16 protein-coding genes and 1 pseudogene are annotated in these 14,272 nt (G+C 57.3%); 10 read left to right on the top strand and 7 right to left on the bottom strand.

Annotation, left to right across the window (positions count from 1 at the left end; all coding sequences use genetic code 11):
- The first annotated feature begins 282 nt into the window (after positions 1-282).
- Entirely contained in the window at positions 283-822 is a 540-nt protein-coding gene (locus EGY12_RS01285; protein WP_123892328.1) for an Rrf2 family transcriptional regulator, read from the top strand.
- A 160-nt stretch (positions 823-982) separates the two neighbouring features.
- Positions 983-2,191 carry an NAD(P)/FAD-dependent oxidoreductase gene (locus tag EGY12_RS01280; RefSeq protein ID WP_123892327.1) on the top strand — a complete coding sequence of 403 codons (1,209 nt, stop codon included), beginning with the start codon at positions 983-985 and terminating at the stop codon, positions 2,189-2,191.
- A 34-nt stretch (positions 2,192-2,225) separates the two neighbouring features.
- On the opposite strand, the pseudogene EGY12_RS01275 reads toward EGY12_RS01280, so the two are convergent.
- A pseudogene (locus EGY12_RS01275) lies at positions 2,226-2,492 on the bottom strand (Lrp/AsnC ligand binding domain-containing protein); the annotation flags it as partial.
- A 105-nt stretch (positions 2,493-2,597) separates the two neighbouring features.
- Between EGY12_RS01275 and EGY12_RS01270 the strand changes: the two are divergent.
- Positions 2,598-3,602 carry an acyltransferase gene (locus tag EGY12_RS01270; protein ID WP_123892326.1) on the top strand — a complete coding sequence of 335 codons (1,005 nt, stop codon included), beginning with the start codon at positions 2,598-2,600 and terminating at the stop codon, positions 3,600-3,602.
- Positions 3,603-3,811: 209 nt separating this feature from the next.
- Here EGY12_RS01270 and EGY12_RS01265 read toward each other — a convergent pair whose 3' ends face one another.
- Entirely contained in the window at positions 3,812-4,273 is a 462-nt protein-coding gene (locus tag EGY12_RS01265) for an Lrp/AsnC family transcriptional regulator (RefSeq protein ID WP_060441168.1), read from the bottom strand.
- Positions 4,274-4,467: 194 nt separating this feature from the next.
- Here EGY12_RS01265 and EGY12_RS01260 point away from each other — a divergent pair, with 194 nt between their 5' ends.
- On the top strand, positions 4,468-5,085 hold the full coding sequence (locus EGY12_RS01260; protein ID WP_123892325.1) for a LysE family translocator: 618 nt from the start codon (positions 4,468-4,470) through the stop codon (positions 5,083-5,085).
- 21 nt (positions 5,086-5,106) lie between these two features.
- Here the strand turns inward: EGY12_RS01260 and EGY12_RS01255 are convergent, their stop codons facing one another.
- Together EGY12_RS01255 and EGY12_RS01250 are read right to left on the bottom strand one after the other, a co-directional pair.
- The gene (locus EGY12_RS01255) at positions 5,107-5,559 is read right to left on the bottom strand and encodes a GNAT family N-acetyltransferase (RefSeq protein WP_123892324.1); all 453 of its coding nucleotides are present in this window, start codon (positions 5,557-5,559) and stop codon (positions 5,107-5,109) included.
- 43 nt (positions 5,560-5,602) lie between these two features.
- On the bottom strand, positions 5,603-6,205 hold the full coding sequence (locus tag EGY12_RS01250; protein WP_123892323.1) for a helix-turn-helix transcriptional regulator: 603 nt from the start codon (positions 6,203-6,205) through the stop codon (positions 5,603-5,605).
- Between the two features lie 43 nt (positions 6,206-6,248).
- On the opposite strand from EGY12_RS01250, the gene EGY12_RS01245 reads away from it, so the two are divergent.
- Positions 6,249-6,941 (top strand): B3/4 domain-containing protein, encoded by a 693-nt coding sequence (locus EGY12_RS01245; protein WP_123892322.1) that lies wholly within the window; start codon positions 6,249-6,251, stop codon positions 6,939-6,941.
- Positions 6,942-6,947: 6 nt separating this feature from the next.
- On the opposite strand, the gene EGY12_RS01240 is transcribed toward EGY12_RS01245, so the two are convergent.
- Positions 6,948-7,163, bottom strand: a complete 216-nt coding sequence (locus EGY12_RS01240) for a hypothetical protein (protein WP_123892321.1) — start codon at positions 7,161-7,163, stop codon at positions 6,948-6,950.
- An 854-nt stretch (positions 7,164-8,017) separates the two neighbouring features.
- On the opposite strand from EGY12_RS01240, the gene EGY12_RS01235 reads away from it, so the two are divergent.
- Positions 8,018-9,094 (top strand): AI-2E family transporter, encoded by a 1,077-nt coding sequence (locus EGY12_RS01235; RefSeq protein WP_004941690.1) that lies wholly within the window; start codon positions 8,018-8,020, stop codon positions 9,092-9,094.
- 44 nt (positions 9,095-9,138) lie between these two features.
- Here the strand turns inward: EGY12_RS01235 and bcp are convergent, their stop codons facing one another.
- Both bcp and EGY12_RS01225 read right to left on the bottom strand, forming a co-directional pair.
- Positions 9,139-9,603, bottom strand: coding sequence for a thioredoxin-dependent thiol peroxidase (gene bcp / locus EGY12_RS01230; protein WP_064291279.1), 465 nt, complete (start codon positions 9,601-9,603; stop codon positions 9,139-9,141).
- Positions 9,604-9,605: 2 nt separating this feature from the next.
- Entirely contained in the window at positions 9,606-10,211 is a 606-nt protein-coding gene (locus EGY12_RS01225) for a glycine cleavage system transcriptional repressor (protein ID WP_369783268.1), read from the bottom strand.
- Between the two features lie 110 nt (positions 10,212-10,321).
- Here EGY12_RS01225 and dapA point away from each other — a divergent pair, with 110 nt between their 5' ends.
- The 4 genes from dapA to EGY12_RS01205 all read left to right on the top strand — a co-directional run bounded on the left by dapA (position 10,322) and on the right by EGY12_RS01205 (position 14,235).
- Positions 10,322-11,203: a 4-hydroxy-tetrahydrodipicolinate synthase gene (dapA, locus tag EGY12_RS01220; protein ID WP_004941701.1), complete on the top strand. Its 882-nt coding sequence runs from the start codon at positions 10,322-10,324 to the stop codon at positions 11,201-11,203.
- A gap of 16 nt (positions 11,204-11,219) precedes the next feature.
- Positions 11,220-12,272, top strand: a complete 1,053-nt coding sequence (bamC, locus tag EGY12_RS01215; RefSeq protein ID WP_019453890.1) for an outer membrane protein assembly factor BamC — start codon at positions 11,220-11,222, stop codon at positions 12,270-12,272.
- A gap of 170 nt (positions 12,273-12,442) precedes the next feature.
- Positions 12,443-13,156, top strand: a complete 714-nt coding sequence (purC, locus tag EGY12_RS01210) for a phosphoribosylaminoimidazolesuccinocarboxamide synthase (RefSeq protein WP_049200504.1) — start codon at positions 12,443-12,445, stop codon at positions 13,154-13,156.
- A 209-nt stretch (positions 13,157-13,365) separates the two neighbouring features.
- Positions 13,366-14,235 carry a neutral zinc metallopeptidase gene (locus EGY12_RS01205; RefSeq protein ID WP_033632407.1) on the top strand — a complete coding sequence of 290 codons (870 nt, stop codon included), beginning with the start codon at positions 13,366-13,368 and terminating at the stop codon, positions 14,233-14,235.
- Positions 14,236-14,272 lie beyond the last annotated feature (37 nt).

Raw genomic sequence — 14,272 nt, 5'->3', positions numbered from 1 at the left:
TTATTCCCACGATGCAATCCGCGTGAAAGTGCTGCGGTTCATAAACCGCGGCGGCGGCACCCATCACATCATAGTCAGCCGCAGGCGACAAGGAAACGTTAGCCGGGCGCGAATCGGGCAAAAAAGTTTTATTTTTCATTTTGAAGAGCGCTTTCTGCGTCGCTTGCGGCATGCATTGCCAACAAAACGCGGACAAAGTTGATCTGTGTTTTATTGACAAGGTAAACGCAGACTCATATAGTCTGTGTTATTGAAGATTCATAGACGGTTGAAAAAGGACATATGGCGTATATCACAACCAGCGTTGAATATGGCATCCACTGCCTGCTGTGGCTGGTCGGCGATAACCAGCGCGCGCTCAGCAGCCGCGAACTCGCCGAGCTGCAGGGCATCTCCCCCAGCTTTCTGGCCAAGATTTTCCCCAAGCTGGAAAAGGCGGGGATCGTCGCCGCCAGCGAAGGAGTGCGCGGCGGCTACCGCCTGGCCCGCCCGGCGGACGAGATCAGCTTTTTGGCGATCATTGACGCCATCGAAGGGCACAAGCCGCTGTTCGATTGCCAGGAGGTGCGCGGGCGCTGCGCGGTGTTTGATGACTCCCCACCGGACTGGGCGGTCTCCGGCAAATGCGCTATCCATGCGGTAATGCTGCAGGCGGAGAAGGCGATGCGCGACGCGCTGGCGGCGCAGACCCTCGGCGCCGTCGCGGCCCGCTTTGGCCGCAAGGCGCCGCAGGGCTTCTTCGGTGAGGTCAACCTCTGGCTTGACGAGCGCATGACGGAGCGCACCGCGCGCAGCGGCAAAACGGCGCGCACCAAAACCTAAGCCCTACCTTTTCTTAAAGCCAGACACACTTTTTCCCGCCTCTTCGGAAGGGGCGGGCGGGCCTTCTGCACCCTGCTACGGGAGCGGAACGGCATCGTTCATCCGAAAAAACTGCGGGCAGCTTTATCGCCCGGTTAACCCTGTATGAAGGAGTCATCCCATGACGCAGAAAATAGTGATTGCCGGTTCCGGTTTTGCCGGTTTTTGGGCCGCCGTGTCCGCCATGCGCGCCATTACCCTCGCCGGTAAGCAGGACGATATCGAGGTGCTCATGGTCTCGCCGACGCCAACGGTTACCATCCGGCCGCGCTTGTATGAAGCGGTGCTGGAAAACATGAACCCAGACATTTCCGCACAGCTCGCCGCGGTCGGCGCGCGGCACCTGGCCGGGACGGTAGAGCGCCTCGATGCCGCCGCCAAGACGCTCACTGTGGTGCAGGCGACGGGGGAGTCCCTTGAATTGGCCTACGATCGTCTGGTGTGGGCCACCGGCAGTCGGCTTTCCGTGCCTGCGGTACCGGGCTTTGCCGAATACGGTTTCAACGTCGATACGCTGGAAAGCGCGCAGCGTTTGGATGCCCATATCAAAGCGCTGGCGGCCAAACCGTCGACGCCGGCGCGTAACACCGCCGTGGTGGTGGGAGCGGGGCTGACCGGGTTGGAGAGTGCGGCGGAGATGCCGCAGCGGCTGCGGGATGTGCTGGGCAAAGACGAGAACGTGCGTGTAGTGATCGTCGATACCGCGCCGGAAGTGGGCGCCGGGATGGGTGCGGAGCCGGGGGCGGTGATACGCCAGGCGCTGGCGGAATGCGGCGTGGAAGCGCGAGCCGGCCTGCGCGTCTCGGCTATCGACGCTGAGGGGGTGATGCTGTCGAACGGTGAGCGCATCGCCGCCAACACGGTGATCCTGGCGGCGGGCGTGCGGGCGCATCCGCTGACCGAGCAGATCCCCGGCGAGCGCGACGGCAACGGCCGGGTGATCGGCGACGCCTTCCTGCGCGCGCCGGCGGCGGCGGGCATTTTCGTGACCGGCGATACGGTGAAGGCGGCGACCGACGAGCTCGGTAATCACAACCTGATGACCTGCCAGCATGCGATGAGCCTTGGCCGCGTGGCCGGCCACAATGCGGCGGCGGAGCTGGCGGGGTTGCCGACGCACCCGTACAGCCAGCCGAAGTATGTGACCTGCCTGGACCTGGGGCCCTGGGGTGCACTGTATACCGAAGGCTGGGAGCGCCAGGTACGCTTTACCCGTCAGGAAGGCAAAAAGATTAAACAGGAGATCAACACGCAGTGGATTTACCCACCGGCGGCGGATCGCGAGGCGCTGTTCGCCGTCGCCAATCCGGATTTCGTGATTGTGCCTTAAGGAAGTCAAAACGGGAGCGGTCACGCTCCCGTTGTCATTTGCCCAGTGGCAGGAATGAGCGCTCCGGCACCACGGTTTTCATCACCAGCGTGGAGCTCAGGCGCTGCACGCCCGGCAGAGCGGAGAGTTTCTCGTCGTAAAGCTGTTGAAAGGCGGGCAGATCGCGGGCGATCACGTGCAACAGGTAGTCGGGATCGCCAAACAGCCGCTGCGCCTGCACCACCTGTGGAATGTCCATCATGGCGTTTTCGAAGGTTTCAACGGCGCGGCGATCGCCTTCGCGCATGGTGACGAACAAGAGACATCCGTGTATTCATATGTTGCTTGGACATACAAAAAAGTTTATTGGTTTTTTGTTTATGAGTTATAGTTTACTTTTTGTTACCTATGCGTCTTTGAGGGTATAATGCGGGAAAACCTTAATCAAATACAATGGCTGCGGGGAATTGCTGCAGTTGTTGTCATTTTTACCCATATCATGGGAAAAGCTTACTCAACAGGGTGGTCGGGGGTCGCTTTTGAGAGAGGCGGTATTGGTGTTGACATATTCTTCATTATTTCAGGCTTCATAATGATGTATGTTTGTGATGGAAAACCGCAAACCTCGGTGAAATTTATAAAGAATAGAGCATTGAGGATATTGCCACTTCATTATTTAATTATTGTTCCCTTACTGTTGGTATATTCAGTTAAACCGGGGCTGATAAACAGTACATTTAGCGGGACATATATTATAGAGTCTGTCTTTCTAATACCTGTTAAAATTGGGAGCTATCAATATCTAAACCCAGTTGTGTGGACCTTATGTTATGAAATGATGTTTTATATAATATTCTCTTTGTTCTTGTCGTTTAATGACATCAGGAAAACTGCATTCTGCACTGTCGTTGTTATCTTATCTCTGGTTATTGTCGGCTTTATATATAGTGGTGATTCACCTCTGGTGTTAGGTATTACCAACAGTATATCTGTTGAGTTTTGTATGGGGATGATGCTCTATCTGCTTTATAAAAACGAAAAGTTGAAAGTCAATCCATACGTAATGATTGGGGCTGCTATTGTCCTTTATTTTGTCTTCGATAAAACTTCGCTTCCACGATTTGTTATTTGTGGTTTGCCCTCAGCCGTTCTCTTTGTTGGTTTTATAAATTTAAAAAACAAGTTCATACGTCCTCTCAATGTTTTAGGGGATATTTCTTACGAGATTTATATTTCCCACATATTGGTTGTGACTGCTGTGTATATGGTTCTTAACACTATTGGTATTCATAGTCTAGCGATTTACATTGCCGCTTGTGTCACGGCTATTATCTTTGTGGGGCTGGCTTTGCATTACGGCTATACCAATAAGATAAATGGTTTTGTACGGAGGAGAAGAGTTGCAACTAATAAATTGAATGATAACGCATGATAGTTTAACTCATATTGCTTTTTTATCTTTTTGTGGTCACATAAATTATGTGACCACGCCTTTTCCTATTTCACGCGCAATTGCTTTTGAGTGAAGTATGATTTTATACCATTAAAATTGTTTTTTATGTGCAACATTTAAAGCGATATTATTCTTGGATAACCTCAACGCTCCCTTAAATTACGATGTGAGCAAGATCTTTCTTGTCTTTATTGGCCCAATGGCAGGAATGAGCGCTCCGGCACCACAGTTTTCATCACCAGCGTGGAGCTCAGGCGCTGCACGCCCGGCAGAGCGGAGAGTTTCTCGTCGTAAAGCTGTTGAAAGGCGGGCAGATCGCGGGCGATCACGTGCAACAGGTAGTCGGGATCGCCAAACAGCCGCTGCGCCTGCACCACCTGTGGAATGTCCATCATGGCGTTTTCGAAGGTTTCAACGGCGCGGCGATCGCCTTCGCGCATGGTGACGAACACCAGGGCGGAAAAGTTATAGCCCAGGCTGCCAGGATCGAGCTGGGCTCGGTAACCCCTGATCACCCCGGACTCCTCTAACGCTCGCACCCGGCGGTGGCAGGGGGACACGCTCAAACCGATCCGTTCGGCCAGCTCGGTCACGGACAATCGCCCGTCGGCCTGCAGTTCAGCAAGAATCTTGCGATCAATCTTATCCATTTGGAAAAATTTCCCCGCTTATGCCGATTTTAGGCAAGTAATTGAAAGCACATTTTAACGCCTTGAGGATATTCTTGCCATCTGTCGAACGGTTTTGACGGCCGCCGCGGCAGGCGGAGGCCGTTTTTCTTCCACGAGGAAAGCGCAATGGTTCTTTGTTCGGTGTGGCGCGGCGCGTTTGAGAGGGGGCCGGCATGACGCTCGCCCTGTTTGCCGCTTTTTGGGCGGTGTCGATTTTGTTGGTGATTACCCCGGGTATGGATTGGGCCTATGTGATCTCGGCGGGCATTCGCGGCCGGGTGGTGGTGCCCGCCGTTGCCGGCTTGCTGTTTGGCCATTTGTTGATGATTGCGATCGTCGTGGCGGGCGTCGGCGCGCTGTTGGTCGGCAATCCGCTGGCGCTGACGGCGCTTACCTTGCTGGGGGCGGCTTACCTATTGTGGATCGGTTTCAATATGCTGTTGCACCCGCCGGTGCCAGGCGCCGGTGAAGATCAGCGTTCCGATTCGTGGCTGCGCTGGGCCGGCAAGGGCGTGTGCGTCAGCGGGCTGAACCCCAAGGTGTTTCTGCTGTTTCTGGCGCTGCTGCCGCAGTTTACCGACGCTCGGGCCGAATGGTCGGTGCCGGTGCAGATGCTGGCGTTGGGCGTTGTGCATTTGATCAGCTGCGGCCTGGTGTACCTGCTGGTGGGATTCGGTTCGCAGTCGGTGCTGCGCACGCGCCCGCAGGCCGCGAAGGTCGTGGGGCGCATCTCCGGCGCGGCGATGATCGTCATCGCCCTCGGGCTGCTGGCCGAGCAGGCGCTGAAATAGCGCCTGGCCAGCGCAAACACCTTACCGTCGGTAGATGTCCGGGCGGGCGATCTGCCAAACAAAATCGGGGCAGTTGATGGCGGTATAGCCCACTTTTTCGTAGAGCCAGGGGGCGGTGCTGGTGACCAGCATGATTCGCCGCAGCGTCGCCATCAGTGGATGGGCCTGGCAGCATTCCGCCAGCCACAGGCCCAACCCGCCTTTTTGATGCGTCTCCAGCACGTAAACGTCGCACAGATAGCCGAAGGTGGCGTAATCGGTGACCAGCCGGGCGAAACCAATTTGTCTGGTGCCGTGATACAAACCGAAGCACAGGCTGTGGGAGAGGGACTGGCGAACGGTCTCTTTATCAATGCCCTCCGCCCATGACGAACGGGTCAGAAACGCATGAATGGCGTCAAGATCCAGCAGGGCGGGCTCGGTGCTGACGAGATAGTCAGCACGCCGCCACTCCCGTGGGGCAGGGATTGTCATGAGGGTTCTTCTCCTGTGCAAGCGTTAAGATTTGGGCCGCCGTTCAGGCGTGCAGTTCGGCGACCGTCATGGTGAAAATCAGCGTGTCTTCGCCCTCGTTGGCGTAACGGTGAGGGCCGTCCGTTCTGGCGACCGCCGAACAGCCTGGCGTAATCCTGAGCTCGGTTTGTTCGACGGCAAGGCTCAAGACGCCTTGTTCAACGTGCAACAGCTCGAAGGTGCCCGCCGGATGGCCGCCCGATGCATAGGCTTCCCCCGGCGCCATTTTCCAGCGCCACAGTTCTATCATGTTCGGGCCACGGGTGCCAGCCAGCAAGCGGGCCGAGCCGCCGCGATCGCCATGCCACAGCGTGGGAATGTCTTGGCTTTCAATCAGGTAGGCGGCGGGTGCGCGGGTCACGTTGACGATGTCCGCCACCGACAGGCCCAGCGCCGCCGCGAGTTTGCACAGGATGGCGATGCTGGGATTGGCGCTGCCTTTCTCGATCTCTACCAGCATGCCCTTGCTGACGCCCGCCCGGCGCGACAATTCGTCCAGCGACAGCTTTTGGTTTTTTCGCTGCTGTTTGATGCGGCGCGACACCGCTTCGCTGACGGTTTGCACGTCGGCGCCGAACTCGGTCGGTCTGTTGACTTTTTCGCTCATCGGTCAATATCATGGAATAAAATGGTCAATATAGGATTATTCAATGATTTTAGTCGATCCGTCAATCGATCCGGCCGTCGCTGTGCTGGCGCCCGGTTTCCGGGCGTTAAGCATTACCGTGGCCGCGGCTCCCATAACCAACCCGGACGTGGGGGCGCTGGCGTTAGCGCAGGCCTGTCGCGCCCTCGGCGAGGAGGACGTGCCCTGGGCAGAGGCGCATCTTTCGGCCTGGCGCGATGTTTTCATGCAGTTTGGTGCCAAGCCCAAGCGTACGTCCTGTTCCGCCGACGCCTTGCGCAAGCGCGCGCTGCGCGATGGCTCGATGCCCAGCATCGATCCGGTGGTCGATCTCTACAACGCCGTCAGCATTCGTTATGCGGTGCCGGTGGGGGGCGAGAATATCGCGGCTTATGTCGGTGAGCCGCGGCTGATCGTCGCGGATGGCAGCGAGCTGTTTGATACTGTCAAGGAGGGAGTGGTGATCCATGAATCGCCGGAGGCGGGGGAGGTGGTCTGGCGCGACGATCGCGGCGTGACCTGCCGCCGCTGGAACTGGCGTCAGGGCGTCAGAACCCGGTTGAGCGCCGAGGCCGAACGGATGTGGTTCATCCTGGAGAGCCTGCCGGCAATGCCGTTGGCGGCGCTGCACGCGGCGGGCGATGAATTGATTGCCGGTTTACGGCAAATGATGCCCGGCGTCACGGTAGAGCAACGGCTCATCGGCTGCGCCTCGTAACAGGCGTCAGCACTGGCGGCGGACCAAACCGGTGATCAGATCCAGCGCGTCGTCCGCCGCCGCGACTTCGCTCTCGCTGAGCGCCTGTCGCTCGATAAAACTCTCGATGGCTTCCAGCAGGGAGCAAACGCTGATTTCATCTCCTAACTTCACGACTTCGCAGACGCCACGGCCAATTGCCAGGCATATCGCTTCATCAAATTCAAACGGCTTGTTGTTCATCTTTCCCCCTACGGCGTTTGGGATTATGACGGCTATGCTACCGGTTTTTGTCCGACGTCTGTCTGACGAAAATCCCATTTCTTTTCGTTGATGGCAGCGGGCATACGATCGCGTGTATTGGGGAAATTCTGATTTCCTTACGGCAGTCAGATTTCCCTTGTGACCACCGTGGCGGCGCGGTATTGTCGCCAAATGACGACAATACCGCCTCATTGTCCGCATAAAAAATTTATGACGTTATCATCCCTTCATCCCGCTGCCGTGCGGGATTTTTTTATGAGGTTTATCTCAAAGTGCGGATAACCTCGACGCGATCGCTTGCCATGTTATGGGAATAATCCTAGCTTGAAATAGTCATTTAGGGTTAGCAATCCCTCATGACCTCCTTGTAATACTTGCTGCACCAGAAGGTTTCCTCCCCCGCTTAGGCGGGGGTTTTTAATGGTGTGCATCGGCAAAGTCCGTCAACGTAGAACCGACAGAGTTCGTGACGATATTCACTTTAAGCATCAAGGGACGGGACAATGAAAAATGATTTGGCGGCGGCGATCGCGATCGGCTGTGTACTGTTGTTCGCACTGGCGGTCGGTTCACCCCTCTCCATCAGCAGCACGCTGTAATCTTCTGCGGCCCCGTCCGGGGCCGTTCACCTGGTCTGACGCAGCATCTGCGGATTTTTGCGCCGATCGCTCGCCGGCGCGATAAATTCAGCCAAATCGCTGTTGATGTATGGCGAACTTTGAGTACTCTGAGTGCGTTGCACACCCCACGTGCGCCCGTTCTATCTATGCTTTAATCAGGCCCATCACAGGAATCGCCATGCCCGCCCGCCAAATCTCGAGGAGCCCGCTCTGATGCTGGAGATGTTATTACAGTGGTACCGCCGCCGCTTCACCGATCCGCAGGCTATCGCGCTGCTGGTGATCCTGGTCGCCGGCTTCCTCATTCTCTATTTTCTGCACGGCATTCTGACCCCGTTGCTGGTCGCCATCGTGCTGGCGTATCTGCTGGAGTGGCCGACCGCGCGCCTGCAGCGCATCGGCTGTTCGCGCACCTGGGCGGCGAGCATCATGCTGTTGGTGTTTGCGGGCGTCGCCATGCTGCTGGTGTTCGTCGTCGCGCCGACCGCCTGGCAGCAAGGCATCAATTTGATGAGCGATCTGCCGGGCATGCTCAATCAGTTCTATAACTTTGCCGCGACGTTGCCGAAGCGTTACCCGGCGCTGGTGGATGCCGGCATCATCGACATGATGGCGGAAAACCTGCGCAGCCGGCTGTCCGGCATGGGCGAATCGGTGGTGAAATTCTCGTTGGCGTCGCTGGTCGGTCTGTTGACGCTGGCCATCTACCTGATCCTGGTGCCGATGATGATGTTCTTCCTGTTGAAGGACAAAGAGCAGCTGTTAAACGCGGTGCGCCGCGTGCTGCCGCGCAATCGCGGCCTGGCGGGGCAGGTTTGGAACGAGATGAATCAGCAGATCACCAATTACATCCGCGGCAAGGTGCTGGAGATGGTGATTGTCGGCGTGGCGACCTACCTGGTGTTCGCCGTGTTGGACATGCGCTACTCGCTGCTGCTGGCGGTGCTGGTGGGCTTCTCGGTATTGATCCCCTACATCGGTGCGGTGCTGGTCACCATACCGGTAGTGGTGGTGGCGCTGTTCCAGTGGGGCGTCGGCGCCGATTTCTGGACGCTGATCGTCGCCTATCTGGTGGTGCAGGGGCTGGACGGCAACCTGCTGGTGCCTATTTTGTTCTCCGAAGCGGTCAACCTGCATCCGCTGGTGATTATCCTGTCGGTGATCGTATTCGGCGGGATGTGGGGTTTTTGGGGCGTGTTTTTCGCCATACCGCTGGCGACGTTGGTGAAGGCGGTGATCCATGCCTGGCCGGATGAACTGCGGGTCGAGGTGGAAGACAAGGCCGACTGACAGGAAAGAAAAGAAGCGCAGCAGGCCGCTGCGCTTCGTGAGAATTACTGCTGCAGGTAGCTCAGAACGATGTCGTGGTGATTGGTGGTTTTGAAATCATCAAACACTTTTTCAATCTTGCCTTTGGCGTCGATCAGGAAACTGATGCGGTGAATACCGTCGTAGGTCTTGCCCATGAAGGTTTTCTCGCCCCACACGCCAAACTGTTGCGACACCTGATGATCTTCATCAGACAACAGCGTGAAGTTGAGCAGCTCCTTTTCGGCGAAGCGCGACAGTTTTTCCGGTTTGTCGGTGCTGATGCCCAGCACTTCGACGCCGACCTTTTTCAATTCGTCCATGTTGTCCCGCAGGCCGCAGGCTTGCACGGTGCAGCCCGGCGTCATCGCCTTCGGATAGAAATAGACCAATACTCGCTGTCCCTGGAAGTCGGCCAAATTAATTTCCTCACCGTCCTGGTCAGGCAAACTAAATTTCGGCGCTGTGTCACCGGCTTTCAATGGGCTCATCACTACTCTCCATCTTTCTCGTCATGCTGTGGATAGTTCACCACGCTAATACTGCCTTGCGCGTTCAATTCTGTACATAGGCGATGGAAGGCTTGCTCAATATTTGAGGCGTCCCGATCGCCGGAGCTGTGGGCGGTGATTTGGATATACAGCTGTGGCGGCAGGTCGCCGTCCGCCGGCTGCGTGCGCGAAACCAGTTCGGCGATATTCATCTGGCTGGAGTCGAACAGATCGGTAAAGCGTTCGATGATGTGCGGCGAGTCCTTCACTTCCACCTGCACCCACACCGTGGCCGGCATCGGCGGCCTTTCATGCGAGTTTGTGCGCTTCATCACGATCAGCAGATCCAGCTCCGCGCCTTTTTGCGGCAGGGTGGATTCGATCAGGGTAATGGCGTTCCAGCTGCCGGACAGCAGCATGATGAACGTGAATTCCTCCCCCAGCATGGCCAGACGGCTATCTTCGATATTGCATCCGCAACTACTGACGTGGCGGGTGATGGTATTGACGATTCCGGGGCGGTCGGCGCCGAGCGCGGTAATCACGAGATAGTGTTCGTCTGACTGAGGCAAAATAGCGCTTCCTGTCGTGCTTAATGGGGTTACCATGGTAAACATAAAAAAAACCGCCTGCCAAGCGCTTACAACGCGGTTGTGCGCTTGCTTTTGGATAGGCAGCAAAAGTACCATGAGTGACCTGTGTGTGGAGGGGACGGCCAATGTTTACGGGAAGTATTGTTGCACTGGTTACGCCGATGGACGACAAAGGTGCTGTCGATCGCGCGAGCCTAAAAAAATTGATCGATTATCATGTAGCCAGTGGCACCGCGGCGATCGTTTCCGTAGGGACCACCGGCGAGTCCGCAACGCTTGCCCATGACGAGCACGTTGACGTGGTGCTGCAGACGCTGGAGCTGGCCGACGGCCGCATCCCGGTGATCGCCGGCACCGGCGCCAACGCCACCGCCGAAGCCATCGCGCTCACCACCCGCTTCGCCAATACCGGCGTCGTGGGCTGCCTGACGGTGACGCCGTACTACAATAAGCCGACGCAGGAAGGGCTGTACCAGCACTTCAAGGCGATCGCCGAGAGCACCGAGCTGCCGCAGATCCTGTATAACGTGCCTTCGCGCACCGGCTGCGACATGCTGCCGCCGACCATCGCTCGGCTGGCGAAAATCAAGAATATTGTTGCTGTAAAAGAAGCGACGGGGAACTTAAGTCGCGTTAGTCAGATCCAAGTGCTGGTTGACGATGAAGACTTCATTTTGCTGAGCGGCGACGACGCCAGCGGGCTGGACTTCATGCAACTGGGCGGCAAAGGGGTGATTTCCGTGACGGCCAACGTGGCCGCGCGCGAGATGGCGGAACTTTGCGCGCTGGCGGCGCAGGGCAAGTTTGCCGAAGCGCGCCGCTTAAATCAGCGCTTGATGCCGTTGCATCAGGATCTATTTGTAGAAGCAAACCCAATTCCGGTGAAGTGGGCCTGTAAGGCGTTGGGATTGATGGCAACCGATACGCTGCGTCTGCCGATGACGCCGTTGAGCGAAGCCGCCCGCCCGGTGGTGGAGCGCGCGCTGAAAAGCGTCGGTTTGCTGTAACTCTAAGGGAAATTTGATGGCTTATTCATTGCAAAAGTCGACGGTAGCAAAAGTAGTGGGCATCTCATTGGTGATGATGCTGGCAGCCTGCAGCAGCGATCAGCGCTACAAGCGTCAGGTCAGCGGCGATGAGGCTTACCTCGACGCGGCTCCGCTCAAGGCGCTGAACGCGCCGTCCGGCATGATCCTGCCGGTCCAGAGCGGCAACTATGACGTTCCCGCCACGACGCTGCAAGGCAACGTCGGCAAGCAACTGGACATTCGTCCGCCGGTGCAGCCGTTGGCGCTGCTGAGCGGTTCACGCGCGCAGTACGCCGGCGACAGCGGCACGCTGTTGCTGGAAAACAGCCCGCAGAACCAGAATCTGTGGTCGCGCGTGGTCAGCCTGCTGCAGGCGAAGAACATCGCGATTGCTTCCCGCCAGGACGCCGGTCAGACCCTGACCACCGACTGGGTGAAGTGGAACCGTCTGGACGAAGACAACCAGTACGAAGGCCGCTATCAGATCAGCGTGCAGCAGCAGGGCTACCAGCAGGCGCTGGTGGTGAAAAGCGTTGGTCTGCAGCAGCAGGGCAAGACCGAGCAGGTGACTGACCAGTCTGAGATTCAGCGCTACAACGGCATGATGATCAACACCCTGATCGAAGGCCTGGACAAGCAGGACAACCTGGCGAGCAGCCAGACGGCCAGCCGCTTCGGCGCGCTGGACGTGCAGAGTGGCGCCGATGACACCGGCCTGCCGATGCTGGTGGTGCGCGGCCCGTATACCGTGGTGTGGGATCGCCTGCCGGCGGCGCTCGAAAAACTGGGGATGAAAGTGGGTGACCGCAGCCGTCCGCAGGGCACCGTCGCCGTGACCTACAAGTCCCTGAGCAGCAGCGATTGGGATGCGTTGGGCGTCAAGGATCCTGAACTGGCGGAAGGCGATTACAAACTGCAGGTCGGCGATCTCAACAACCGCACCAGCCTGCAATTTATCGATCCGAAAGGCAAACCGCTGACCCAGTCGAAAAACGACGCACTGGTGGCGGCATTCCAGTCTGCCTTCAGTAAAACCAGCGTTAAATAACCAAAAAGGGGCTTCGGCCCCTTTTTGTTTTGTCTATACGGTATCGTTTGCGTCGCAGGTTTGGCACAATAGTGTCCGGCACGCCAAAGAATTCATTAGGTCAATTCTATACCCCCTAATTTCGGGCCGCGCTCGGGAGACAACGGGGATACATTACTGGAGTAAGTAAGATGCAAAAGCTAGCTGAGCTGTATCGCGGAAAGGCAAAAACCGTTTACACCACCGAGAATCCCGATCTGTTGGTGTTGGAGTTCCGCAACGATACGTCAGCACTGGATGGTCAGCGCATTGAGCAGTTCGATCGCAAAGGCATGGTGAACAACAAGTTCAACCATTTCATCATGAGCAAACTGGAAGAAGCCGGCATCCCGACCCAGATGGAGCGTCTGCTGTCCGACAATGAAGTGCTGGTGAAGAAGCTGGACATGGTGCCGGTGGAGTGCGTGATCCGTAACCGCGCTGCCGGTTCGCTGGTGAAGCGTCTGGGCATCGAAGAAGGCCTGGTGCTGAACCCGCCGCTGTTCGATCTGTTCCTGAAAAACGACGCCATGCACGATCCGATGGTTAACGAATCCTACTGCGAAACCTTCGGCTGGGTGAGCAAAGAACATCTGGCGCGCATGCGCGAGCTGAGCTACCGCGCCAATGACGTGTTGACCAAGCTGTTCGACGACGCCGGTCTGATCCTGGTCGACTTCAAGCTGGAGTTCGGCCTGTTCAACGGCGAAGTGGTGCTGGGTGATGAGTTCTCGCCAGACGGCAGCCGCCTGTGGGACAAAAACACCCTGGACAAGATGGATAAAGACCGTTTCCGTCAAAGCCTGGGCGGCCTGATCGAAGCCTATGAAGAAGTGGCGCGCCGCATCGGCGTGAAGCTCGACTAAGCGTTGGCACCGCCATTCGGGGCGATCCGGCCGGATCGTCCCGCTATTCTGCATTTTTCCAGAAAATTTCTACATTTCCTCCGCGGCAGACCATTTATAATGATGGATGCGAGATGACTAAAACCTATCCCACTCAGGCTTGAAGCTGCCTATGCGCTTACGATCGCGGCGCAACTTCAACGAGCAGGGGAAATATCTGGAGTATATTTATGCGTTGGCAAGGGCGTCGGGAAAGTGACAATGTTGAGGATCGTCGCGGGCAGTCTTCAGGTTTGGGCGGCGGTGGTGGCGGTTTCCGCGTGCCGGTGGGCGGCAAGGGCGGCATCGTCATTTTGGTGGTGGTGCTGGTGGCCGGCTATTACGGCATCGATCTGTCGCCGCTATTGAACGGCGGTAACGTCGCACCGCAGGGTCAACAGCAGAGCGCCAACATCAGTCCGAAAGACGATGAGCTGGCCAAATTCACTTCGGTGGTACTGGCCTCAACCGAGGATAACTGGAAAGAGATTTTCCAGCGCATGGGCAAAACCTATCAACCGCCGAAGCTGGTGATGTACCGTGGCGTCACGCGGACCAGCTGCGGCACCGGCCAGGCGGCGATGGGGCCGTTCTACTGCCCGGGTGACAGAACGGTGTATATCGATCTGTCTTTCTATCAGGACATGAAAACCAAGCTGGGCGCCGGCGGTGATTTCGCCCAGGCCTATGTGGTGGCGCACGAAGTTGGCCACCACGTGCAGAACCTGCTGGGCATCGAGCCCAAGGTTCGCCAGATGCAGCAGGGCGCCAGCCAGGCGGAAGTGAACCGTCTGTCGGTGAAAATGGAGCTGCAGGCGGACTGCTTCGCCGGCGTGTGGGGCAAATACGCCGAGAAGCAGCAGATGCTGGAAGAGGGTGACCTGCAGGCGGCGCTGAACGCCGCTCAGGCGATTGGCGACGATCGGTTGCAGCAGCAGAGCCAGGGCCGCGTCGTGCCGGACAGCTTCACCCACGGTACCTCGCAACAGCGCTACACCTGGTTTAAACAGGGCTTCGACAGCGGCGATCCTAATACCTGCAACACCTTCGCATCCCGTTAACGCCTCAAGTGCCGGAGCCTGACTCCGGCATTTTTTT

It is taken from the genome of Serratia sp. FDAARGOS_506, assembly GCF_003812745.1.
Classification (GTDB): domain Bacteria; phylum Pseudomonadota; class Gammaproteobacteria; order Enterobacterales; family Enterobacteriaceae; genus Serratia.
Note: the sequence above shows the minus strand (reverse complement) of the source record. Positions and strands in the feature narration are given on the sequence as shown.

What these genes read in the sequence shown, in the direction of transcription:
- EGY12_RS01245 (WP_123892322.1), top strand. Translation starts at nt 6,249, where the DNA reads ATGATTTTAGTCGATCCGTCAATCGATCCGGCCGTCGCTGTGCTGGCG.
- EGY12_RS01270 (WP_123892326.1), top strand. Translation starts at nt 2,598, where the DNA reads ATGCGGGAAAACCTTAATCAAATACAATGGCTGCGGGGAATTGCTGCA.
- EGY12_RS01255 (WP_123892324.1), bottom strand. Translation starts at nt 5,559, where the DNA reads ATGACAATCCCTGCCCCACGGGAGTGGCGGCGTGCTGACTATCTCGTC.
- EGY12_RS01235 (WP_004941690.1), top strand. Translation starts at nt 8,018, where the DNA reads ATGCTGGAGATGTTATTACAGTGGTACCGCCGCCGCTTCACCGATCCG.
- EGY12_RS01265 (WP_060441168.1), bottom strand. Translation starts at nt 4,273, where the DNA reads ATGGATAAGATTGATCGCAAGATTCTTGCTGAACTGCAGGCCGACGGG.
- bamC (WP_019453890.1), top strand. Translation starts at nt 11,220, where the DNA reads ATGGCTTATTCATTGCAAAAGTCGACGGTAGCAAAAGTAGTGGGCATC.
- EGY12_RS01225 (WP_369783268.1), bottom strand. Translation starts at nt 10,211, where the DNA reads ATGGTAACCCCATTAAGCACGACAGGAAGCGCTATTTTGCCTCAGTCA.
- EGY12_RS01260 (WP_123892325.1), top strand. Translation starts at nt 4,468, where the DNA reads ATGACGCTCGCCCTGTTTGCCGCTTTTTGGGCGGTGTCGATTTTGTTG.
- EGY12_RS01280 (WP_123892327.1), top strand. Translation starts at nt 983, where the DNA reads ATGACGCAGAAAATAGTGATTGCCGGTTCCGGTTTTGCCGGTTTTTGG.
- EGY12_RS01250 (WP_123892323.1), bottom strand. Translation starts at nt 6,205, where the DNA reads ATGAGCGAAAAAGTCAACAGACCGACCGAGTTCGGCGCCGACGTGCAA.
- EGY12_RS01240 (WP_123892321.1), bottom strand. Translation starts at nt 7,163, where the DNA reads ATGAACAACAAGCCGTTTGAATTTGATGAAGCGATATGCCTGGCAATT.
- dapA (WP_004941701.1), top strand. Translation starts at nt 10,322, where the DNA reads ATGTTTACGGGAAGTATTGTTGCACTGGTTACGCCGATGGACGACAAA.
- EGY12_RS01205 (WP_033632407.1), top strand. Translation starts at nt 13,366, where the DNA reads ATGCGTTGGCAAGGGCGTCGGGAAAGTGACAATGTTGAGGATCGTCGC.
- EGY12_RS01285 (WP_123892328.1), top strand. Translation starts at nt 283, where the DNA reads ATGGCGTATATCACAACCAGCGTTGAATATGGCATCCACTGCCTGCTG.
- bcp (WP_064291279.1), bottom strand. Translation starts at nt 9,603, where the DNA reads ATGAGCCCATTGAAAGCCGGTGACACAGCGCCGAAATTTAGTTTGCCT.
- purC (WP_049200504.1), top strand. Translation starts at nt 12,443, where the DNA reads ATGCAAAAGCTAGCTGAGCTGTATCGCGGAAAGGCAAAAACCGTTTAC.